Origin of the sequence: Paenibacillus taichungensis (assembly GCF_013359905.1) — a bacterium.
Lineage (GTDB): Bacteria > Bacillota > Bacilli > Paenibacillales > Paenibacillaceae > Paenibacillus > Paenibacillus taichungensis.
Genome location: NZ_JABMCC010000110.1, coordinates 26,320 through 50,303 on the forward strand (window position 1 = coordinate 26,320; position 23,984 = coordinate 50,303).

A 23,984-nucleotide genomic window follows, 5' to 3' on the forward strand; every position below is an offset into this window, starting at 1 on the left:
CCCATTGTCAGCGCTTGGATTCTTTGATTAGTCAGACGCTATGTACGCTCTGGGCAATTTAATCTATATAAACTTTACGGAAAGAAGGTAGAGATTATGGAATTGTGGTTTACGGAGAAACAGACCCCCGCATTCGGAATCACCGCGAAGATTAAACAGACCTATGTAAGCGAAAAGACGGATTTTCAAGATCTGGCTATGGTAGAGACCGAAGAATTCGGCAATATGTTGCTGCTTGACGGCATGGTGATGACGACGGTGAAAGACGAGTTCGTTTATCACGAAATGGCGGCTCACCCTGCGCTGAATACACATCCGAACCCGAAAAAGGTGCTGGTTGTCGGTGGCGGTGACGGCGGAGTTATCCGTGAAGTCATTAAGCATGCTGCTGTAGAAAAAGCAGTTCTCGTCGAAATCGATGGGAAAGTGATTGAATATTCCAAAAAGTATCTGCCTGAAATCGCCGGTAAGTTGGACGAGCCTAACGTTGAAGTGCTGGTGAACGACGGCTACATGCATATTATAGAGCATAAAAATGAATACGATGTAATCATCGTTGACTCCACAGAGCCTGTAGGTCCGGCTGCTCCGCTGTTTGAACGCGGTTTCTACCAAGGTATCTATGAAGCGCTGAGAGAAGACGGGATCTTCGTTGCTCAAACGGACAACCCGTGGTTTAAAGCGGATCTGATCCAAAAGGTAAACAAAGACGTTAAAGAAATCTTCCCGATCGTACATGTGTACGGCTGTAATATCCCTACGTATCCAAGTGGTCTGTGGACTTTTACAATGGGTAGCAAAAAACATAATCCGCTCGAGGTGGACGAGACGCAGATTCCAGAGATGGATACGAAATATTACTCTCCACGTCTGCACAAAGCGGCGTTCGTTCTTCCTAAATTCGTGGAAGACCTTACGAAATAAGGAGGAATAATTAGATGAAATTGGATCAAGCTTATTCAGGTAACGTGTTTATTTGCAGTTCAGAGGATTATGAGAACTCCAAAGCGGTCATTTATGGTATGCCGATGGATTACACCGTCAGCTTCCGTCCAGGGTCCCGTTTTGGTCCTTCTCATATCCGTCAGGCGTCGGTTGGACTTGAAGAGTACAGCCCTTACCTGGATAAAAGCATTGTGGATATGACTTACTTTGACGCTGGGGATCTGCTTTTGCCTTTCGGTAACGCAGGACGCAGTCTCGAAGTCATTGGAGAATACATCGGTGGCCTGTTGGCTGACGATAAATTCCCGATTGGTCTCGGCGGGGAACACCTCGTCACTTGGCCTGTCATTCAGCAAATGTACAAAAAATATCCCGACCTTATCCTGATCCATATTGATGCACATGCCGACCTTCGTGAAAACTATGAAGGCGAGCCATTGTCTCACTCAACGCCAGTGCGTAAAGCAGCTGAACTGATGGGTGGCAAAAATATTTATCAGTTCGGGATTCGTTCCGGCTCCCGTGAAGAGTTCCAATTCGGACGGGAGAACATCAACTTCTATCCGTTTGAAGTGGCAGCTCCGATGAAGGAAGCTCTTCCGAAAATGGGTAACCGTCCGGTGTACGTTACAATCGATATCGATGTACTTGATCCATCTGCGGCTCCGGGTACAGGAACGGCAGAAGCGGGCGGTATTACGTCCAAGGAACTGCTTGAAGCGATTCACATGATCGCAGGATCAGATGTAAATGTGGTTGGTTGTGACCTGGTTGAAGTAGCGCCGATTTACGATCCTACAGAACAGACACAAATTGTGGCTGCGAAGATGATCCGTGAAATGCTGCTTGGATTCGTGAAGTAATCGCAAAATAACAGCGTCCTCTGTCTGCGTCAGGTTGAAGCCTGCGTAGGAGAGGGCGTTTTTTTGTGATTGCCTCCTGATCTCATTCGTGAAGTATAGGGTGATTGGGTTCGACCATATACTAAAAAAGAGCCTTCACCGCGCCGACGGTAAAGACTCTTAGGACCGCGAAAGACTGTGGATTGCCCCGGCGTGCAAGAATTAAATATTGATATTCAAGCGAAACCCACGTCAGGCTTCCGACCCTATGAGGTGGGTTTTCGCTTGCAATTCAAAGTCCATAATATTAATTATAGCACGTACGTTCCCGTCTCTCTACCATTTGTGTTTATATGATTCCGTCCGGGTGTTAAGCGAAAACACGTATTTGGGATGACTCTATCTTAATATTTATGTATAATATGGAAATAGAGGAAAGGGGTTTTTGTTATGCATGCAATCCGGGCTCAATTGAGCATGTATCCCAAATGGTTCATAGCGGTACTTATGATATTTACCATCAATCTTATAATAACAATGACTTTGTTCATCAATTTAACGTTCATACTGGCTAATCTCGCCATGTTATATGCTGCCTTTAGCATCAAGACACTTAAATACAATAAACTGCATTTTGTCCTGTGTCTTATTTTAAGTATCACTTTTGTGATCATTGCTTTTAAGACATATCCCATTTAATTCAGCTCTTATCAGAGATTAATGATGAACCACTCATGCCCATGAGATAAAAAATGTGGGCATGAGTGGTTTTTTTATTGCAATAATGTCATGCGCGATAAACAAATTGTTACGTTAAATCCTGCGAAATGGGGTAAAAACATAGAAGGAGGTGTCACAATGACAACAAAGAGCAGAACGACATGGAAACGGATTGGCGCACTCGCACTATCGGTAACATTGGCTTGGGGACTGGGACCGGTACATACTCTATCCGGCGCTAACGCTGCATCCTCCCCAACATGTGGAAGTGGAGATCACGGATTAACAGCTACGTTGAAAAAAGGCAGTGGTGTGGAAGACCAACGACTGCAATTTACGGATATCGATTTTCTAAACAGTACAACCGGACGGGCTGCTGGTGAGGGATTCCTCATTGGTACATCGAATTCAGGTTGCACTTGGCAGTCCATCTATACAGGCCAATGGCAGTTCACACAACTTGATTTCCCGAATAATGTGAATGGATTTGCTTTGGCACAGGTAAAGGATACTCCAACGACATATCTCATCCGCTCAACGGATGGTGGCGCGCACTGGACACGGATGGATACTAAAGGGGTACAATTTAATCGTATTGATTTTCGCAATAAAAACGAAGGCTTTGGATACACCTATAACGGAGCTTATTTGACGAAGGATGGCGGTGAAACATGGAATCGAATCTCCACACCAGCCAATACACGCGGAGCTGTGTTCACGACAGAGAAGCAAGGTTATGCCATTATAGTGGCTCCTGGTGCGGGTTACCGTATCATGCAGACAAGTAACGGCGGTAAGAACTGGACGCAATCGCTGAAGGTAGCCTCAACAACTTGGAGCGGTGGAGATTTATACGCAAGTGGTAACCAGGTATGGGCTCTTCTGTATGGCGACGCAGGGATGTCCCAGCAGTCGTATTCCCTCTACGCGAGCGGAAATGAGGGCAAGAATTGGAGACAGGTCTTTGCTCAATCGACAGCAGGTGGTGGCCCGGCTCCAGGTGCAAGCAGCACAGGGAATGGAAAAGGCCCCGCAGACCCAGGGGGTCACCCAGGGAACATGTCGTTGATCGGTAATCAGACGGCCTATCTCTCTGCAGGATCACCTGCAGCAGGCAAAGTGGGGATTGGGCGTTCTTATGATGCAGGTTCCACGTGGAAAAATATTGACCTGAAAGATCCAGGTTATAGCTCTCGCATTTCGTTTCCTTCTGCCAAAATAGGTTGGCTCGTCGTAACAAGCGACAATTCACCTGCGATTTATGAGACGACAGATGGTGGAACAACATGGAAGCAAAAAATGTTGTTGCCCGCTGAAAACGAGTAAATGGCGTCATGCCATGGAATAATTTTAAGGCGATTTCAATCTAAAAGAGTATAAATCTTAACTAATTTGGCCTGATGAGGCCAGAGCATACAAACAAGCCTTTTCCGGACAAATGAAGCTGGAATAGGCTTGTTTTTGTTTAAATAAAAACGGTTGAATCCTGTTCGGAAACACGTTATTGTAAGCGGTAACAATACTTTTGAGGAGGTTGAAATAATGGTTGATGTTATTCTAAAGGCGAATTCAGAACAAGGATTAATAAATCGCAATATATACGGTCATTTCTCAGAGCATCTGGGACGCTGTATCTATGAAGGCATTTGGGTGGGAGAGGACTCTCCTATCCCCAATACGGAAGGTATCCGAAATGATGTGCTTACTGCACTGCAAAAACTCCATATTCCCGTACTTCGTTGGCCTGGAGGTTGTTTTGCCGACGAATATCACTGGAAAGATGGTGTAGGTCCAAAAAGTGAGCGCGCCCGGATGATCAATACGCACTGGGGCGGGGTAGAAGAGAACAATCATTTTGGTACCCATGAATTCTTGAGACTATGTGAGCTACTTGATACGCAGCCATATATAAGTGGCAATCTGGGGAGCGGTACAGTGCAGGAGATGCAGGAATGGGTGGAGTACATCACGTTTGATGGGGAATCACCGATGGCGAACTGGCGGAAGAGCAACGGCCGAGAAGAGCCATGGAAGCTGAAATACTTTGGTGTGGGGAACGAGAACTGGGGTTGCGGCGGTAATATGCGTCCCGAATACTACGCAGATGAATATCGTCGTTATGCTACATATGTACGCAATTATTCTGGAAATGAAATTTATAAAATCGCCTGCGGGCCCAATGACAACAACTATCATTGGATGGAGGTGTTAATGCGGGAAGCCGGTCGTTTTATGGATGGAATCAGCCTGCATTATTACACCATTCCAACAGGTGAGTGGGCAGATAAAGGCCAGGCTACAGGTTTCGGAGAAGCTGAATGGTTCACCACCTTGAAAAAGACGCTATATATGGAAGAGTTACTTGTGAAGCACTCCGAGATTATGGACAAATATGATCCTGAGGGCAGAGTTGGTATTATCGTGGATGAGTGGGGGACGTGGTATAACGTTGAGCCAGGTACGAATCCAGGGTTCCTGTATCAACAAAATACGATGCGTGATGCTGTACTTGCCGGGATCAATCTGAATATTTTTAACCAACATAATAAAAGAGTGCATATGGCCAATCTTGCGCAGATCGTCAATGTTCTCCAGGCGTTGGTTTTGACAGAAGGAGAGAAGATGCTGCTTACGCCTACATATCATGTGTTTGATATGTATCAGGTGCACATGGACGCGCAGAGGTTGGAACTGAATTACGAGAGCCCTGGATACACTTTCGGAGAAGAGACCATTCCTCAACTGAGTTTGTCGGCTTCTCGCAACAATGAAGGCGTTATTCATGTGACGGCGTGTAACCTTAGTCATACGGATGAGCTTGAAGTGGTTTGTCAGATTGAATCAACGGACGTTTCTGTTGTATCGGGACGAATTCTGCATCACGCAGATTATAGTGCATTCAACACATTTGAACAGCCGGATCAGGTTCAACCTGCGGAATGGAAGGGTATTACACTCGAAAATAACAAACTGCGTTTTGTACTGCCTCCGGCCTCGGTTGGTGTGGTCGCTATAAAGGGATAATCAGATGGATTCATCTGTGCAGAGTAGAAGTGCTGGGAAACGGGAACCATGCAAGGGATGTAATGATCAATATGATGTGAAGATTAGTGAAGCCAAGATAGCCCTGCTCGTGGAGCTGGCCTCACGCTCACGTCCGGCCGTCGAGGATGCTGAATATGAGAGGCGTTTATCCATCTGCGCAGATTGTCCAGGGTTACAACACGGTACAACCTGCCGTTATTGTGGTTGTCTCGTACAGGTGCGCGCCAAGCTGGTAGAGTCGACCTGTCCGTTTCCATATGAGCCGCGATGGACCTGATCCAGAATGTATTTCTTTATTAATGAAGCAAGGCAGAGCTGCACTTTACAGGTGTAGCTCTGCTTTTTTTGGTGCATATGGGCAAAAACTCTGAATTTGGATTTGAATTGAGCGGGTGAACTGGATATAGTTATACAGTAGAGTGTAGGATAGCGAGCTATCCGGGAATATGAGCGCGTATAGCGGCACAACAATACAGGAAGGGCTGTTCTCACCGGCCGTGCCTGATTTTGCGTCGCCTCGAATATAATGGAGGTTAACATTCATGTCGAACATGCGACCGGTTCAGATCCGGCTGCACAGCCGTTATGAAGGTGAAGATGTACTGCAGGAAATGCAGGGTGAAGCCGTATTGAAGGGATCTGTGCTCTATGTTCGTTATGAAGAGCCACAGGCTGGCCCCGAGGGCGGAATTACCCGAACAACATTGAAGCTGGGCGGACAATCCATCAAGATTATACGTCACGGTGAGGTGGAATCGGAGCAAACATTTGAGTTAAACCGCAAGCTCCCTGGTTTTTACCGCTCGCCGTATATGTCGTTTGCCTTGTCCACGCATACACAGGAGCTGGAACTTTCCATTCAGGGATTGAGCGCACGCGCAGCGTGGAGCTACGACTTTTACCGCTTTGACGAAGAATCCGGACATTTCGCGATTAGTTTGCATATACAGGAGGAACCAATTTCATGACACGTAATCCATTAGATACGATTAACGAACGGGTAAGTACAGCCATCGGCAATGCCATTGTGACTGCTGGCATTGTTGCGCAGGAGGATCTACCAACCATCACCCTTGAAGTACCACGCGAGAAAACACACGGCGATTTGGCGACCAATGCCGCTATGCAACTGACCAAGATTGCCAAGCGCAATCCACGCCAGATTGCAGAAGAGATTATTGCCAATCTCAACCTGGCTGAAGCTGGAATCGAGAAAGCGGAAATTGCTGGACCGGGATTCATTAACTTTAAGTTGGACAAGAGTTATCTCTATCCTGTGCTGGGGCTTGTGCATGAGCAGGGTGAGAATTATGGAAGAATCAATGTTGGTGAAGGGCGCAAGGTCGAGATGGAGTTTGTCAGTGCCAACCCGACAGGCAGTCTGCATCTGGGCCATGCGCGTGGAGCGGCTGTGGGTGATGCTCTTTGCAACATCCTCGACTATGCCGGATATGATGTAACACGTGAATACTACATTAATGACGCGGGTAATCAGGTATTTAATCTGTCTCGTTCCATTGAAGCTCGCTATTTGCAAGAACTGGGCCAAGACGCAGAGATGCCGGAAGACGGTTATCACGGTGAGGATATCAAAGGGTTTGCCAAGGAGCTAGTGGCTGAGAAAGGCGATTCTTTGCTGTCCATGCATCCAGGTGACCGTGCAGCTTACTTCCGCGACTTCGGTTTGGAGAAAGAACTGGACAAGATCAAACGTGACTTGAATCGCTTCCGTGTCAATTTCGACATCTGGTTCAGCGAAACATCACTGTATGATAACGGAGAAGTGTTGCGTGTACTTGACGAATTGCGTGATCGTAATGAAATCTATGAGCAAGACGGAGCAACTTGGTTGAAAACGATGCAGTATGGTGACGATAAAGAGCGTGTATTGATTAAGAACGATGGAACGTACACGTACCTGACGCCGGATATTGCTTATCACCGTGATAAATATGCGCGTGGATACGACACGATGATTAACATCTGGGGAGCAGACCACCATGGTTACATTCCACGGATGAAAGCGGCCATGCAAGCACTGGGCAACGATCCTGAGAAATTGGTCGTGCTGATTGCACAGATGGTGAGCTTGTTCCAGAACGGCGAGAAAGTGAAGATGTCCAAGCGTACCGGCAAGGCGGTAACGATGGAGGATCTGATGGACGAAGTAGGCATTGACGCCATTCGTTACTTCTTTACCATGCGCAGCATGGATTCTCATCTGGACTTCGACATGGACCTTGCGATTTCGACGTCCAATGAAAACCCTGTATTCTATGTACAATACGCCCACGCTCGGGTATGCAGCGTATACCGTCAGGCAGAAGAACAAGGCATTGAACTGTTGCCATTGTCACAGATCGACCTTTCGAAGCTGACCACGGAACATGAATATGACCTTCTTCGCAAAATGGGTGAACTGCCTGAAGAAATCGCGACTGCCGCTACGGGATATGCGCCGCATCGTATTGTTCGTTATGTATATGAACTGGCATCCCTGTTCCACAGTTACTATCGTGCAGAGCGCGTCATTACGGAAGACGCGGGACAAACCCAGGCGCGTCTGGCGCTGATCGGTGCTGTACGCACCGTCATCGCAACAGCGCTTCGTCTGGTGGGCGTATCCGCACCGGACAAAATGTAATTCAAGCCCTGGCGGTGTGCAACCGCCCTGTGGCTTTGACAAAAAGTCTCCATGCACCACGCTTGCAATGCAGCGTGGACATGGAGACTTTTTGCTGTGCCCGCGGCCGAGTTCATACGGCCCCGAGGCACCTAGAGACAGCGCCGCCTGCCGCCGTGGGCAACCACCGTGAAGCATCACACCGCGCAGCAGTGCTGCGCTTAGCGATGCTTCACGAAACGGCTCCCCCGGCAGGTGGCGCACTTTACCCTCCGCCCTCCTGCATTAGCTTGAGGGCGTCAATCTCGCCACCGCGTATTTTGCTCTTCGCGGTGGTGGTCTTGCGTGCGCGCAGCGGTACGGTTGCGCGCTTCACGAGCGTTTTGATCTCGGCTGGCGACAGGCCGGGATGCTTTGCAAGCAAGAGCGCTATGGCGCCACTGACGTGCGATGTCGCCATGGAGGTGCCGCTCATCTCATGGTGCTTGCCGTGCACCCAGGATGAAACAATTTTGTCCCCTGGCGCATATACATCGACGTATGCACCTCGGTTACTGAACGAGGCAATACGCCGGTTTTTGTCAGTTGCCCCAACCGATATCGTTTGCGGATAACGTGCCGGATAATCAATGCTGCGGCGTTTGCCGTCATTTCCTGACGATGCAACTATGACAATCCCGGCCTGATAGGCACGGTTCACGACATCAAGCAATGCTTTGCTACGCGTTTTCATGCCAAAGCTCATATTGATAATATCGACCCGATTGCGAACACACCAATCGATGCCAAGCACAATGTCTGACACGAAAGCCGAACCATTATGGTCGAATGCCTTCACCGGATAGATCAGGGAGCGAGGAGCTACGCCAATCATACCTGCCGTACTATTGGCAGCGGCAATGGTTCCGGCAATATGAGTGCCATGACCGTTATCATCATGAGGAAGCAGACTGCGGTTTAACAGATTGATTCCGCGTGCCAGCGAATAGCGAAGATCGGGGTGTTGATAATCGGCACCTGTGTCGATCACGCCGATTTTGATTCGATGTCCTGTGGATACGGACCATACTTTGGGAGCATGAATCTGTTTAACGCCCCAAGGTATGCCCTGAGCACTGCTCGGTTTACTGTGAAGCGCGGTGGCATGCAGTGAGATGGATACATCTTCTTCTACCGTAATCTCATCGCTGTAGCGAGATAATTCTTCTGGGTCATGCACCGGGGCGATAATGGAGCGCGCCAGCCGGGAGGAGCGTACCATACCAAGATCCGTAAATTCATTCCTCATCCGCGACAGTTCCACGAGGCAGGCTTCATATTGCTTCGGTTTGGCGAACCGGATCAAGTACCGCCGCCCCTGTTCTGGTTCGGGACGTTGCATTCCTTCAACCAATTGATGTAGAAAACCAGTATAGTCCATAATGGGCAGCCCCCTTCGGGATGAACATGCTGAGGTATTCTATGAATGCATTGATCCCGCCGCATGGGGAACCTGCCCTTTTTTTACAAAAACACATTCTCTTCGTGTCAAAACGGGCGCAGGGACATATGATGGATGGAGGGCTAGAGGGCTCTTGCGGGGACCCTGGTGAGGAGCGATCCTTCAAGGGTATACAGTCAGAAGGCGGAGGGGACTCCGTCTTTTTTATATGATGATGCTTTTTTTGCACAAAGGACGATATGCCCGCGAGTTAGATGTCTCTTACGGATCTGTACATTGCTCGTTTGGAGTTGCTTCTTGGAATTATGAGACATCCATACATAAAAACTTGCTTTTTGAGGCTAAATAGGTTTTACTTAGGTTTGTTAATGGATATGTTATACGTAACGTTCCAGTTCGTAGGGATATAAAGTGAATTTTGTGTGAGAGGAAGTGTCTGTCAGTGAGTACCTCGCTCAATTTGAAAATTGATAAAGAAAAGGTCAGAGAGATTCCTTTGGTGGACCTCGCCTTTATGGTGCTGAAAGCGGCCAATACGCCGTATTACTACCGTGATTTGATGAATGAGGTAGCTAAACAGCGCGGAATGACTGATGAAGAAATCAACGAGTTTATCGCCCAGCTATATACCGAGATTAATATCGATGGCCGTTTTGCTTGCGTCGGTACAAGTCTGTGGGGCTTGAAGCGCTGGTATCCGGTAGCTGGATCGGAAGATACCATGACGGGTGCGAAGCGTCCGCGCATCATCAACGATGAAGACGATGATCTGGAAGATGAGGACTTCGGGGAAGAGGAAGACAGCTATAACAGCGACGAAGACTTCGATAATTCTGACGATGATCAGGACGAAGATGATGATGACGATGATGATGACGAAGACGACATCTTTGACGAAGAAGATGGCGATGAAGAAGTTCTAGTTGAAGATGACGATTTGGAAGAGGAAGACCTCGATGAAGACGATGAAGAAGAGTCCGAAGACGAGGGTGAATTTGACGACGATTCCGATAAGTAGCAGTCATTTTTGATGTCGATAGTTTACCCGTTTTCCCCGCATAGTCAGCCTTGACAGCAGACGGGGTAACGGGTAAACTATTGCATGGGCTTATGAATGAGCGACAAAATATTTATGTTTTTTATAAAAAGTGCCCCGTCCTGCGGGAGTACTTTTTTTGTATTTTTAGAGGCAGAATTTTGCAAAATGATTTGAATTCCGCATGCTCCCGGCCAACAATCCGTGGTCTATTTTTGTATATCCAAAACACCAAATGGATCGATGCAATGATATCTATTTAGGGACAGGCACGGTAGTTGGCTTCCGGAAGGTTTGCACCATTCTACGCTGTAGAACAACGTTGTTTACACACGGTCTTCGCATGAAAGAGCAGTTCGCAGATGCAGGGAATTTCTGCCATTGCTCTTTTTAACGATGATTACCTGGGAAACGGGTTACGATAATACCATATATCGCCTGAATTTCTGTACTTATATTAGGAGGGTAATAATAGTGACAAAGTATATTTTCGTGACGGGCGGAGTTGTGTCCTCCCTGGGCAAAGGGATAACGGCTGCCTCGCTGGGCAGATTGCTGAAAAACAGAGGGTTGAAGGTAACCATTCAAAAATTTGATCCATACATCAATATCGACCCGGGAACAATGAGTCCTTATCAGCATGGTGAGGTTTTTGTAACGGATGATGGCGCGGAAACGGATCTTGACCTTGGCCACTACGAACGTTTTATTGACATCAACCTCTCCAAAAACAGCAACGTCACGACTGGTAAAGTATACTCCTCCGTCATCAGCAAAGAGCGGCGCGGGGAATATCTGGGCGGAACGGTACAAGTCATTCCACACATTACGAACGAGATCAAAGAGCGCGTATTCCGCGCAGGACGTGAAGCGGGTTCGGATGTTGTTATTACGGAGATCGGCGGTACGGTGGGTGACATCGAGAGCTTGCCGTTCCTGGAAGCTATTCGTCAAATCAAGAGTGATGTAGGTCGTGACAACGTCATGTACATCCATGTAACACTTATTCCTTACATCAAGGCTGCCGGCGAAGTGAAAACTAAACCAACGCAGCACAGTGTGAAGGAATTGCGCAGTATCGGAATTCAACCGAACGTCATTGTATGCCGTACAGAGTATGAGCTGTCCAAAGACATGAAAGCTAAAATCGCTCTCTTCTGTGACATTGATGAAAATGCCGTGGTGGAATGCCGTGATGCAGACACATTGTATCAAGTGCCTTTGAACCTGCGTGAAGAAGGTTTGGATGAGATCGTGGTAAACCACCTCAAGCTGACTACTCCTGCACCGGATATGAGCGAGTGGGAAGGGCTGGTTGACCGTATCAACAAGCTGAAGCATACAGTGGAGATTGCCATTGTAGGTAAATATGTAGCTTTGCATGATGCTTATTTGAGTGTTGTTGAATCCTTGTCTCATGCAGGATTTGCATCCAATGCTGATGTGAAGATCCGCTGGATTCATTCCGAAGATATCACAGATGAGAATGTGGGCGATCTGCTGAACGGCGTAGGCGGGATCCTCGTACCAGGCGGATTTGGTGATCGGGGTATTGAAGGTAAAGTATCGGCGATTCGTTATGCCCGTGAGAAACAAATTCCGTTCTTCGGTATTTGCTTGGGTATGCAGGTTTCCGTTATTGAATATGCACGTTCCATCGTTGGTTTGACTGGGGCGAACAGCTCCGAGATCAATCCAGCTACAGAGTTCCCGGTAATCGACCTGTTGCCTGAACAAAAAGATATTGAAAACCTGGGTGGTACAATGCGTCTGGGTCTGTATCCTTGTAAGCTTCAGGAAGGTTCCCTGGCAATGTCTTGTTATGATGATGAACTGGTCTATGAGAGACACCGTCACCGGTACGAGTTCAACAATGAATACCGTGAAGCAATTGAAAAAGCCGGTTTGGTTATCTCGGGTACATCCCCGGATGGACGTCTGGTTGAGATCGTGGAGCTTCCAGGACACCCATGGTTCTTGGCAGTACAATTCCACCCGGAATTCACTTCCCGTCCGAACCGTCCGCAGCCGTTGTTCCGTGAGTTTGTAAAAGCTTCTCTGGAGAGCGCTGGAAAATAAGTATTATCATTAAGTTATAAATAAATGGATGTTCTTGGCAGCCGATAAGGGTGCTGGGGGCATCCTTTTTTAGTGGGTAAAGTTAAGCGAAAATGGTTTTTGGCATTTTGGGATGTAAGCAGGATTTCAATGGGTAAGGTAGAATACTTATCATGACGACTATGGGATTGTTATCCAGATTCAGACGTACATGCTTTCCTAATTCTAGGAGGTTACTCAGTGGAAAATAAAAAAGTGTTGATTGTTGATGATCAAAACGGTATTCGAATCCTGTTAATGGAAGTGTTCAGCAGCGAAGGATATAATACGTTCCAAGCGCCTAATGGGAAGATCGCCCTGGAGATAGTAAATAATGACAAACCCGATCTTGTGCTGCTTGATATGAAGATTCCTGGCATGGATGGCCTGGAAATTCTGAAACATATTAAGGAAATTGATCCGGATATCAAAGTCATCATGATGACGGCCTATGGTGAACTGGACATGATCAAAGAAGCTACGGATCTTGGAGCGCTCATGCACTTTACGAAACCGTTTGATATCGATGAAATGCGTGTGGCAGTCAATATGCAGCTTCGAAATGATACTGCGAATAAGTGCAGCTGAATCCTGTAGATACAGGATTTTTTTGCGTGTGAAGCTGTAAGAGTTAACGGGTGGGTATGCAGGGTATTTCGGTCAAGCATCCGGGGAATATTGGAAATGGGGACGTCGTCATGCTGTGTCTATGAAAACTGTGCTGCAAAGCACAGCATTTTTGCAAATGCTTGTTTAGTATTTGACATGGGATGTGGTATAATAAGCCCGTATGTGATTTCGGCTAAAAACCATAGACACAACCCAACACCCCTAGGAGGATTGAAACCATGCCATTAGTATCTATGACAGACATGTTGAACAAAGCACTCGAAGGAAAATATGCAGTTGGTCAATACAACATCAATAACCTTGAGTGGACTCAAGCGATTCTTGCTGCTGCTGAAGAAGAGAAATCCCCAGTAATCTTGGGCGTATCCGAAGGCGCAGCGCGTCACATGAGCGGTTTCTACACAGTAGTTAAAATGGTAGAAGGACTCATTCACGACATGAAAATCACTGTTCCAGTTGCTATTCACCTGGATCACGGTTCCAGCTTTGATAAGTGTAAAGAAGCGATCGATGCTGGATTTACATCCGTAATGATCGACGGTTCCCACCACTCCATCGATGAAAACATCGAAATGACTAAAAAAGTTGTTGAATATGCACACGCTAAAGGCGTTTCTGTAGAAGCCGAAGTAGGTACTGTTGGTGGACAAGAAGACGACGTTATCGGTGGTATCATGTACGCTGACCTGAACGAGTGTGTACGTATCGTTAAAGAAACAGGTATCGACACATTGGCTCCAGCTCTTGGTTCCGTACATGGTCCTTACCATGGCGAGCCTAACTTGGGCTTCAAAGAAATGGAAGAAGTTCGCGATGCAGTTAACGTTCCATTGGTATTGCATGGTGGTACAGGTATCCCTAAACATGATATCGACAAAGCGATTTCTCTGGGAACTTCCAAAATCAACGTGAACACTGAGAACCAAATTTCGTTCTCCAAAGTGGTTCGCGAAGTGCTTGCAGCTAAACCAGATGCTTACGATCCACGTACATTCATCGTACCAGGCCGTGATGCAATCAAAGAAACCGTTAAAGGTAAAATTCGCGAGTTTGGTTCCAACAACAAAGCGTAATTTTTCTTTACCAGTTCCATACAGTGTAAGTGGAAAGAACACCGCCTAGCCGGTGTCTTTCCATTTTCACGCCTTATTTCTACATCGAAAGCCAACAGCACGTATTGCCGTTAACCGGCTGCAAAACACGTAGGGGGACATTAAGCTTTATGGAAAAATTGATGATTAGTGGCGGACGTCCGTTACAGGGAACTGTAACTATAAGCGGCGCCAAGAACAGCGCCATCGCGCTTATTCCTGCAGCATTGCTTGCCGAGTCAGAAGTCGTGCTGGACAACCTGCCGCTTTTGAGTGACGTGGCGGTTTATGCAGAAATTTTGGAGGAACTCGGAGCTCGTGTACACTGGGAAGGCAGTCAGATGAAGATCGATCCTTCCGATATTAAATCCATTCCCATGCCGAATGGTCCCGTGAAGAAGCTTCGGGCTTCGTATTATATGATGGGGGCACTGCTTGGGCGTTTTAAAGAAGCAACCATTGGTTTACCCGGGGGCTGCAACTTTGAGCCTCGTCCGATTGATCAACATATCAAAGGGTTTGAAGCGCTTGGCGCAACCGTAACGAACGAACATGGCTCCATTCATTTGCATGCCAAAGAGCTGCGCGGAGCAAAGATTTATCTTGATGTAAGCAGTGTAGGTGCAACCATTAACATCATGCTGGCGGCTACTCGTGCCAAAGGCTCTACAATTATCGAAAACGCGGCTAAAGAGCCTGAGATTATAGATGTAGCAACACTTTTGAACTCAATGGGTGCCAGCATTAAAGGTGCCGGTACCGAAACGATCCGTATTGAAGGTGTGTCGGAGCTTAAGGGTTGCCGTCATTCTATCATTCCGGACCGTATACAAGCAGGTACGTATATGATCGCTGCGGCGGCGACGCGTGGCGACGTTCTGATCGACAATGTCATTCCCAAACATCTGGAGGCTTTGACGGCAAAGTTACTGGAGATGGGCGTTGGCATTGAAGAACTGGATGAAAGTATTCGTGTAATTGGCAAACCAAGCTACAATCATGTAGACGTTAAGGCACTCGTATATCCCGGTTTTCCGACGGATTTGCAGTCTCCGATGACCAGTGTGTTGACACAGGCAACGGGTGTGAGTGTCCTGAGCGACTTTGTATATAGCAATCGATTCAAGCACGTTCCTGAGTTGGTACGCATGGGCGCAAAAATCCGTGTGGAAGGGCGTTCAGCTATTATTGAAGGCAGTGCATTGAATGCGGCCAAGGTAAAAGCATCCGATCTTCGCGCTGGTGCAGCGCTGGTGATCGCGGGTCTCACCGTCAGTGAAGGTGTGACCGAAGTGACAGGCGTGGAGTTTATTGATCGTGGGTACGATCATCTAGTAACCAATCTGCGTCTGCTAGGTGCAGATGTGTGGCGAGAAACCGATTAATTCTGTATTGTATGACCAGTTTTACGGTATTCAAGTGATTATTTTTACAGAACTGCATATCCTTTCAGTAATTGGGTAAACCTGTTTTAATAGAGTTCTCAGTCTCTCCGGGATAAGACGAAATGTTCCTGTTTCCTTTACCGGAGGGTCTTTTTTTGAGTCAGACTTCATATGGCTTTAAGAACATCATTTCCTTTTCCCCAAACCCCGGTTTTGTTTGAACTGCGCTCCATAGCCGGTCTGCCCGGATCGAACGCCTCACGTATTCGTGTTCACTCACTAGCGGATCTTGCCGAAAGTTGGCTATCCCGCCCGGAAACTTACACTCAAAGACAAGTATTTGCATTATAACGGTTACATTCCGTACAATGGACAGAAGAGAAATGCAGAACGATGCTGCTCTTATAGCCGGAACATCAAGCGAAACTATCCATTTCACGGACTTATTAATTGAATAGGTGGTTATTATATGGATCTACAAATTTCCGATTTGGAAGAAATGAAACTAACGGACCTTTACAAACTGGCCAAAAAATATCAAATTCCCTACTACGGCACTTTAAAAAAGAAAGAATTGATCTTCGCTATATTACGTGCACAAGCTGAACAGAGTGGATTGATGTTCATGCAGGGTGTGCTCGAAATTCTACCTGAAGGTTACGGATTCCTTCGTCCGATCAATTACCTGCCAAGTACGGAAGACATCTACATCTCAGCCTCACAGATTCGCAAGTTTGACCTAAGAACAGGTGACCTCGTATCAGGTAAGTGTAGAACACCTAAAGAAAACGAGCGATACTTCGGTTTGCTGCAAGTCAACGCTGTAAATGGTGAGAATCCATCGGCAGCTGCGGAAAGACTTCACTTCCCGGCATTAACCCCATTGTACCCGCAGAAGAAACTGGTTCTCGAAACATCCCCCAACCATTTGTCCACACGCATTATGGATGTGCTCGCCCCGGTAGGACTGGGACAGCGCGGATTGATCGTAGCACCTCCCAAAGCGGGTAAAACACTTCTCCTCAAAGAAATCGCCAACAGCATCTCAACCAACAACCCAGAAATTGAACTATTTGTCCTGTTGATTGATGAACGTCCGGAAGAAGTTACGGATATGTCGCGTTCGGTTAAAGGGGAAGTTGTGGCTTCTACGTTCGATGAGCTGCCAGAAAACCATATCAAAGTTGCGGAATTGGTGCTGGAACGTGCGCTCCGTCTGGTTGAGGCGAAAAAAGATGTTGTTATTTTGCTGGATAGCATTACACGTCTTGCTCGTGCATACAACCTGGTCATCCCACCGTCCGGACGGACACTTAGTGGTGGTATTGACCCGGCAGCATTCCATCGTCCGAAACGTTTCTTCGGTTCTGCACGGAATGTAGAAGAGGGTGGAAGCCTGACGATCCTGGCTACAGCATTGATTGATACGGGATCACGTATGGATGATATCATTTATGAAGAGTTTAAAGGTACGGGCAATATGGAGCTTCATCTGGATCGTAAGCTGGCAGAGCGTCGTATTTTCCCAGCTATCGACATTCGTCGTTCCGGTACACGTCGCGAAGAAGTGTTGCTGAGCAAGGAAGAACTTGATACAATCTGGGCGATTCGTAAAAACATGAATGATTCCCACGACTTTGTCGAAGGTTTCTTGAAGAAGCTGCGTAATAGCAAAACGAATGCTGAGTTCCTAGCGGCGTTTGATACAGCTGGCAGCAGTCCGACCAGCAACTCCGGATCGACTACGACTCGGCGCTCGCCAAGACAGACTGCGGCGTCCGGTACAACCACCTAGATTTACGTCTTTGATTTAACTCGAATTTTGCAGCGTTGCTGCTGGATTAACAATATACTCGTCGTTTGGCTTTAACCCATTAGATGTGAGGAGAACATCATGTATTTAGTATACGCAGATGAAAAAGGTAATGTATTTGATCACCCATCCCTGTACGGGCTTGCCCGCAGTGGAGATATGATCGTTGAAATTATGGAGGATGAGCTGATTCCTTTACCGGAAGGTGCAACGCTGGTTGGACTGCCGAGTACACGTCCGATTGGTATGGACCCGGATACTGGCGAAATGCTGCCAATGCCTAGTGATACACAGGCCGTTGGGGCTTTGCTTCCGCAAGGATTCACTCGGTTGTGTCTGCCGGGGTATGTAAAAACCGATAAAGAGTACAAACTGCCTTTGTTCGGTTACTCGGCTGTTGTGTGGAAAGATGGTCAGTTTTACGTCACTGCCCGGATGTCGGATCATCCAGATCAATGGAATCCGCTGAACTGTGATCGGGATGACGTACGTGCGGGTGTTAAACGTTTAACGAAGCAATATCCCGAAAATCGTCTCTATACCCATTTGTCCAATTGTGCGCTCGGATATGAATGTCTGACTTCATCCAACACCTTCCTGAATCGTTGGGAAGGCGGAGTTCCAGTATCCTATTCCTGCAACGCAGGCTGTTTCGGATGTATTTCCGAGCAACCAGATGATAGTGGCTTCGTTTCCCCGCAGACCCGGATGAATTTCCGTCCACGTGTGGACGAAATCGTTGAAGTAATGCTGGAGCACTTGAAAACGCCGGAATCGATTATCAGCTTTGGCCAAGGTTGTGAAGGGGAGCCTTCCACACAGGCCAAATTGATTATTGAAGCTATCCGTGAAGTGCGTTCTATTACCGACATGGGATATATCAATATTAATACCAATGCCGGTTTGAATGATCACATGAGAGGTATTGTTGATGCAGGGCTTGATCTAATGCGTGTAAGTACAATCAGCGCACTGGATGACCACTATAATGCATACTACAAACCTCGCGGATATACACTGGCCAATGTAGAAAAATCGATGAAATACGCTGCTTCCCAGGGTGTGTATACATCAATTAACTATTTGATCTTCCCGGGAGTAACGGATCGTGAGGAAGAGATTGAAGCGATGATTGAGTTTGCTCGCAGAACCGATTTGCGTCTTATTCAAATGCGTAACCTTAATATAGACCCGGAGAGCTATCTGGAATTGATTCCTCCAGCTCAAGGTGATATTTTGGGTATGAAACAAATGATTGAGATCTTTGAGGAAGAGCTGCCAGATGTCGTTATAGGCTCCTATACGCACGTTCCCCCAGCTGGAATGGCACGTCCCAAACGTCTGATCACCTCATGACAATAATGGATTGCAACCGGCATTAGGCCGTGTTATAATCTTCGATGTTGTGCCATTTACTCTGGGTCCGCTTGAGGCTCAGGGCGGAAAGAGGTGAAAGGTAATGAAAGCAGCAATTCATCCTAAATACACGATTGGTCAAGTATCTTGCGCTTGCGGGAATACTTTTGAAACTGGTTCGGTTAAAGACGGACTTCGTGTAGAGATTTGCTCCGCGTGCCACCCGTTCTTCACAGGTAAACAGAAGTTTATCGATGCTGGCGGCCGTGTTGATCGTTTCAAGAAAAAATACGGAATCTAATTCAGCAATTCCTTGGGGATTGTCTGACTATTACATCCAAATCACCTCTGCCGTTCCGGCAGGGGTTTTTATATGTTTTTATATGATTATATTGCTGCTCATTTCGCTCTGGTTGCAATTTAGACAACCTTAAGTTATACTATTTCTTACCGTGCTAGATGGGGAGGTAGCGGTGCCCTGTAACTCGCAATCCGCTACAGCGAGGTTGAATTCCTGCTAGAGGTTTTGTCGATGTGAGGTTTGGTCCCTTAACGTGGTGTTGACGGTTGGGTCCTCCGCAATGAGTACTCATGAACCTGGTCAGGTCCGGAAGGAAGCAGCCATAAGTGAGATCACTCTTGTGCCGGAGGGTCGCCTAGCCCGAGCTGTTGTTAAGGGGTGCCGCTTGGATCGCAAATATCGATAGCAGGTGCACGGCTTACCATTTAAATGTAGAGACCTTTGCAGTTGTATGTATGCAGAGGTCTTTTTGATATGTCTAAAAAAACCACGTATGATGAGTCAGATAAAGTTTGGATTCACCCCGGAATATAGTATAATGGGGGAACGACAAAGGACTCGAATGCGAAGTGGAAGGAAGGTAACGCATCATGGAGCATATCGCGTTATACCGGGCTTGGCGTCCCCAGTCGTTTCAAGATATGGTGGGACAACAGCATATTATTCAGACCTTGCAGAACGCGATTCGTGAACAGCGGACTTCCCATGCCTACTTGTTTAGCGGGCCCAGAGGAACAGGGAAGACGAGTGCCGCCAAGATTTTGGCCAAAGCTGTAAACTGCGAGCGCGGGCCTGCGCCTGAGCCTTGTAACGAATGTGAAGCTTGCCGCAGGATTACAACTGGTGCTGTGATGGATGTGCAGGAAATTGATGCCGCATCCAACCGTGGCGTTGAAGAAATCCGCGATCTTCGGGAAAAGGTGAAATACGCCCCGACTGAAGTCCGGCAGAAAGTGTATATTATTGACGAAGTGCACATGCTGACGACAGAGGCATTTAATGCGCTGCTCAAAACATTGGAAGAGCCTCCGCCACATGTGATGTTTATTTTGGCGACAACAGAACCCCATCGTCTTCCGGCAACGATTATTTCTCGCTGTCAGCGATTTGATTTTCGCCGGGTGTCCCTGGAAGAACAGACAGCACGACTTACGCTGATTTGTGAACAGGAAGGCATGGAAGCTGATCAGGATGCGCTCCAGTATATCGCCCGCCTGTCTGACGGAGGGATGAGGGACGCACTTAGTGTCTTGGATCAGATCTCTTCCTTTACAGATGGAAGGGTAACCTATCAGCAGGTTATGGATATGACCGGAGGCATTCCTTCCGAACAGTTTGCAAAGTTGGCTGCTTCTCTGCTCAAAGGGGATGTAGGTCATATTTTGCAAATGATCGAAGGGTTCATGCATGAAGGTAAGAGTGCGGACAAGTGCATGGAAAATTTGCTTTATTATTTCCGTGATTTGCTTATGATTAAGATGGTGCCGGATGCAGATAAACTGACGGATCGGGTGCTTAATCCAGAGTCGTTCCGTGATATGGCAGAATCATTCACCAAGGAACAGCTGTTCCAGATGATTGATACCCTTAACCGGTACCAGAGTGAGATGAAATATGCAGTTCAGCCTCAGACGCTTTTTGAAGTAGCTCTTCTTAAACTGTGCAGCATTCCTGCTCAAGGGGCGTCATCGGGTCAGATGGCGGGTTCAGTCGGTGCGGCTCCAGCTGTAACCACACCAGCGGATGGTGGGGAGATCAATCGACTGAAGCAACAGCTTGCTGAACTGGAGAAAAAGCTGGATCGCGCGCTTAAGGGTGGTTTGTCTGGTGGGGAGGCTGCATCAAGTGCTCCTTCACGCCCGGCAACACGAGCTCCGGTGTCGAGAGGCAATTCGCCAGCGAAGCTACCTCCACAGCTTGATCAGTACGTTGCACGTAAGGGATCTCCTGAGTTTGCGGAGGTTAGCAAGAAGTGGGGGCAGATCCTGCAGCGTGTCAAAGAAGAGAAAGTAACTGTTCACGCCTGGTTTATGGATGGTGAACCCGTATCGCTGCTGGAAGACAATGTTCTGGTGGCGTTTAAGAACAATATTCACCGTGAAACTACGGAGAAGCAGGCTAATCGCGAAGTAATTGAACGGGTGCTGTCTGAACAGCTTGGACGTTCAGCACGTCTTGTGACGATGATGCTCAAAGATTGGACTGGAGCGATGGAAGGAGCTACTGAAACGCCAAAGGAGGACTTTAAGCTTGAACCTGAGCATGAAGACGGCGGTTCAGGCAACAAGCAGCCTTGGATTGATGAAGCCATCCAGCTCTTTGGTGAGGACCTTGTAGTGATCAAAGAATAGATATACATGCGCTTGGCGCGATAACTATACCAAAGGAGATGAATAATCATGAACAACATGAACCAAATGATGAAACAAGTGAAGAAAATGCAGGAGCAAATGCTGAAGGCACAGGAGGAACTGGCGGACAAAACAGTCCAAGGTACTTCTGGTGGCGGTGTTGTAACTGCTGAAGTTAACGGACATAAGAAATTGCTGGCTATCACTATCAAGCCAGAAGCGGTTGATCCAGAAGATGTAGAAATGCTGCAGGATCTGGTTATGACAGCAGTCAATGACGCAATGACCAAAGCTGATGAAATTGCGAACCAGGATATGGGTAAATTCACAGGCGGCATGAAAATTCCGGGATTATTTTAATTAAAATTGATCCTATCAAAGGAGACGCAATCGATTGTATTATCCCGAACCGATAGCGAAGCTGATTGACGCCTTCACCCGTTTGCCGGGTGTTGGCCCCAAGACTGCAGCGCGACTAGCTTTTCATGTGCTTAACATGAAGGAAGATGACGTTATTGATTTTGCCAAAGCACTTGTCAGTGTGAAGCGGAATCTTCATTACTGTTCGGTGTGTTGTAATATTACGGATACTGACCCGTGTCGGATCTGTCAGGATAAATCCAGGGATGTCTCGGTAATCTGTGTAGTTCAGGATTCCAAAGATTTGGTGGCTATGGAGCGTACCAAGGAATTTGATGGATACTATCATGTGCTGCAGGGTGCAATCTCTCCTATGGAGGGGATAGGTCCGGATGATATCCGTCTGAAGGAACTTTTGACCCGTTTGAGCGATGAGCGCGTTAAAGAACTGATTCTGGCTACAAATCCGAATATCGAAGGTGAGGCCACGGCGATGTATATTTCCCGTCTGGTCCGTCCGTTTGAGATCTCGGTGACTCGGATTGCCCATGGATTGCCTGTTGGGGGCGACCTAGAGTATGCGGATGAAGTGACTCTTTCCAAGGCGCTGGAAGGGCGCAGGGAGATGAGATAGCAATGCGTGTTTCTTAATAAGAACATGCGTTTATAATGATTGTTATCCTAAAAAGAAAAGAATAGATGAGTTTGGATTACTTAGAGAGCCTACTAGGCTCTCTTTTTTGTTTTAATTCCCTTTCTAACGTTGCTTAATGTGAAGTCTCTCGTTTCTACTGATGTATGGTAATAAATTCATAGAATGTCGTTGAGATTAAAATAACGATTCAATAAATTATTTAGCTCAGTTCTAAGTTTGTCCTTTCCCTGATATGTATGAGAATATGCTGTGCTGATCAGGAAGGGGATGGCTTATGTTTACATGGCGAAATGTAGGAAGATCGGTGGAGAGACGTGAAAGAATGCTCAAGGAGATGGAAGAGGACCAGATTTATTCAGATATACAGAAAGCCAAGGCAGAGTGGGAACGGGCTGTTAGACAGTTTGAAGAGGCACAGGGGCAGGATGAGATCGATTATGCGATCTATGTACTGGAGGCCGCGGAGCGTAAATATCAGATTCATTTGAAGCGCGCTAAACGTGTGGGGATTAATAAGGCAGTTATAGGTGATCGGGGAGTGAGTATGTAGGTGGGGGTGTGACATTCAATTATGGAGGTGTTGAGAGTATGAAGAGTCTTATATTAGGCAGTGTGCTTGTTGTGTCGTTACTAGGACTGATAATCATCTTATTTAGAAAAAGAATTGGGCTATCTTTTTTTACATCATTCGGGATTCATCTCGTACTGGCTGCAGTGGGGATATATGTTGTTAATTATTCAGGTTGGATCACCGGAACTTACATTCCGCTGAACCCTGCCACAATAGGTACTGTAAGCATTCTGGGTTTGCCGGGTGTTGGTTTATTATTGGGTTTGAAAATTTCTTTGTTTGGGTAGTTGACTCCATCAATGTTTATATGGTACATTATATCTCGTTGCTTTGCTTGCTTGGTTAAATGCTTTTGACGAAATGATTGAGTTCGATAAGAACTCGAAAAAAGAATTTCAAAAAAAGCTTGACTGAAACAAACGAAGTATGGTATATTATAAAAGTCGCCGCTGAGAGAAAATGGTGACGAAAAAGCAAGAAAATTATCAAGTTTGATCTTTGAAAACTGAACAACGAGTGAGTAAACATTCTGCTTGCAGAATGAACGCGAAAGTTTGAGACAAGCCTTGGCTTGGATCGACTGGAGCATAAAATGAGATTTTTAATCTCGTCAGTTTCAAAATGAGCTTATCGCTCTTTTCAATACTTTATTGGAGAGTTTGATCCTGGCTCAGGACGAACGCTGGCGGCATGCCTAATACATGCAAGTCGAGCGGACTTGA

21 protein-coding genes, 1 rRNA gene and 1 other RNA gene are annotated in these 23,984 nt (G+C 46.9%); 22 read left to right on the forward strand and 1 reads right to left on the reverse strand.

The features are described from left to right. Window positions 1–96: 96 nt before the first annotated feature. The 7 genes from speE (at window position 97) to argS (ending at window position 8,196) form a co-directional block, all read left to right on the forward strand. Complete coding sequence (speE, locus tag HP548_RS14100) at window positions 97–924, forward strand: polyamine aminopropyltransferase (protein WP_064641349.1); 828 nt, start codon at window positions 97–99, stop codon at window positions 922–924. A 14-nt stretch (window positions 925–938) separates the two neighbouring features. Then, complete coding sequence (gene speB / locus HP548_RS14105) at window positions 939–1,808, forward strand: agmatinase (RefSeq protein ID WP_024628791.1); 870 nt, start codon at window positions 939–941, stop codon at window positions 1,806–1,808. 837 nt (window positions 1,809–2,645) lie between these two features. Next, entirely contained in the window at window positions 2,646–3,833 is a 1,188-nt protein-coding gene (locus HP548_RS14110; protein WP_175382039.1) for a WD40/YVTN/BNR-like repeat-containing protein, read from the forward strand. Between the two features lie 216 nt (window positions 3,834–4,049). Continuing rightward, window positions 4,050–5,531 carry an alpha-N-arabinofuranosidase gene (locus HP548_RS14115; RefSeq protein WP_175382040.1) on the forward strand — a complete coding sequence of 494 codons (1,482 nt, stop codon included), beginning with the start codon at window positions 4,050–4,052 and terminating at the stop codon, window positions 5,529–5,531. A 16-nt stretch (window positions 5,532–5,547) separates the two neighbouring features. After that, the gene (locus HP548_RS14120) at window positions 5,548–5,829 is read left to right on the forward strand and encodes a DUF6171 family protein (protein ID WP_343054845.1); all 282 of its coding nucleotides are present in this window, start codon (window positions 5,548–5,550) and stop codon (window positions 5,827–5,829) included. A gap of 265 nt (window positions 5,830–6,094) precedes the next feature. Then, window positions 6,095–6,520 carry a YwiB family protein gene (locus tag HP548_RS14125; RefSeq protein ID WP_063567645.1) on the forward strand — a complete coding sequence of 142 codons (426 nt, stop codon included), beginning with the start codon at window positions 6,095–6,097 and terminating at the stop codon, window positions 6,518–6,520. Continuing rightward, a complete protein-coding gene (gene argS / locus HP548_RS14130) occupies window positions 6,517–8,196 on the forward strand; it encodes an arginine--tRNA ligase (protein ID WP_175382042.1) in 1,680 nt (559 codons plus the stop codon). Before HP548_RS14125 ends, argS begins: the two co-directional genes overlap by 4 nt. Before the next feature lie 244 nt (window positions 8,197–8,440). Here argS and HP548_RS14135 read toward each other — a convergent pair whose 3' ends face one another. After that, window positions 8,441–9,595 carry a S8 family peptidase gene (locus HP548_RS14135; protein ID WP_076292189.1) on the reverse strand — a complete coding sequence of 385 codons (1,155 nt, stop codon included), beginning with the start codon at window positions 9,593–9,595 and terminating at the stop codon, window positions 8,441–8,443. 463 nt (window positions 9,596–10,058) lie between these two features. On the opposite strand from HP548_RS14135, the gene rpoE reads away from it, so the two are divergent. The 15 genes from rpoE to HP548_RS14210 form a co-directional block, all read left to right on the forward strand. Continuing rightward, a complete protein-coding gene (gene rpoE / locus HP548_RS14140; protein WP_076292187.1) occupies window positions 10,059–10,634 on the forward strand; it encodes a DNA-directed RNA polymerase subunit delta in 576 nt (191 codons plus the stop codon). A 492-nt stretch (window positions 10,635–11,126) separates the two neighbouring features. Next, on the forward strand, window positions 11,127–12,731 hold the full coding sequence (locus tag HP548_RS14145) for a CTP synthase (protein WP_076292186.1): 1,605 nt from the start codon (window positions 11,127–11,129) through the stop codon (window positions 12,729–12,731). A gap of 219 nt (window positions 12,732–12,950) precedes the next feature. Then, entirely contained in the window at window positions 12,951–13,337 is a 387-nt protein-coding gene (locus HP548_RS14150; protein ID WP_024628781.1) for a response regulator, read from the forward strand. Between the two features lie 260 nt (window positions 13,338–13,597). After that, entirely contained in the window at window positions 13,598–14,452 is an 855-nt protein-coding gene (fba, locus tag HP548_RS14155) for a class II fructose-1,6-bisphosphate aldolase (RefSeq protein WP_024628780.1), read from the forward strand. 149 nt (window positions 14,453–14,601) lie between these two features. Then, a complete protein-coding gene (locus tag HP548_RS14160) occupies window positions 14,602–15,855 on the forward strand; it encodes a UDP-N-acetylglucosamine 1-carboxyvinyltransferase (RefSeq protein WP_063567653.1) in 1,254 nt (417 codons plus the stop codon). A gap of 469 nt (window positions 15,856–16,324) precedes the next feature. Beyond that, a complete protein-coding gene (gene rho, locus HP548_RS14165; RefSeq protein ID WP_076292185.1) occupies window positions 16,325–17,650 on the forward strand; it encodes a transcription termination factor Rho in 1,326 nt (441 codons plus the stop codon). Between the two features lie 99 nt (window positions 17,651–17,749). Then, complete coding sequence (locus HP548_RS14170; protein ID WP_076292184.1) at window positions 17,750–19,024, forward strand: radical SAM protein; 1,275 nt, start codon at window positions 17,750–17,752, stop codon at window positions 19,022–19,024. Between the two features lie 103 nt (window positions 19,025–19,127). Next, window positions 19,128–19,325, forward strand: a complete 198-nt coding sequence (gene rpmE, locus HP548_RS14175; protein WP_024628775.1) for a 50S ribosomal protein L31 — start codon at window positions 19,128–19,130, stop codon at window positions 19,323–19,325. A gap of 149 nt (window positions 19,326–19,474) precedes the next feature. Beyond that, window positions 19,475–19,742, forward strand: an RNA gene (gene ffs / locus HP548_RS14180) — signal recognition particle sRNA large type. Window positions 19,743–19,915: 173 nt separating this feature from the next. Further along, complete coding sequence (dnaX, locus tag HP548_RS14185; protein ID WP_175382043.1) at window positions 19,916–21,676, forward strand: DNA polymerase III subunit gamma/tau; 1,761 nt, start codon at window positions 19,916–19,918, stop codon at window positions 21,674–21,676. A 48-nt stretch (window positions 21,677–21,724) separates the two neighbouring features. Further along, window positions 21,725–22,036, forward strand: a complete 312-nt coding sequence (locus HP548_RS14190; RefSeq protein WP_024628773.1) for a YbaB/EbfC family nucleoid-associated protein — start codon at window positions 21,725–21,727, stop codon at window positions 22,034–22,036. A gap of 34 nt (window positions 22,037–22,070) precedes the next feature. Continuing rightward, window positions 22,071–22,670 (forward strand): recombination mediator RecR, encoded by a 600-nt coding sequence (gene recR / locus HP548_RS14195; RefSeq protein ID WP_062329683.1) that lies wholly within the window; start codon window positions 22,071–22,073, stop codon window positions 22,668–22,670. A 295-nt stretch (window positions 22,671–22,965) separates the two neighbouring features. Next, window positions 22,966–23,241, forward strand: a complete 276-nt coding sequence (locus HP548_RS14200; protein WP_076292182.1) for a DUF2508 family protein — start codon at window positions 22,966–22,968, stop codon at window positions 23,239–23,241. 38 nt (window positions 23,242–23,279) lie between these two features. Beyond that, entirely contained in the window at window positions 23,280–23,549 is a 270-nt protein-coding gene (locus HP548_RS14205) for a pro-sigmaK processing inhibitor BofA family protein (protein WP_063567659.1), read from the forward strand. A gap of 360 nt (window positions 23,550–23,909) precedes the next feature. After that, window positions 23,910–23,984, forward strand: a 16S ribosomal RNA gene (locus tag HP548_RS14210); the annotation flags it as partial.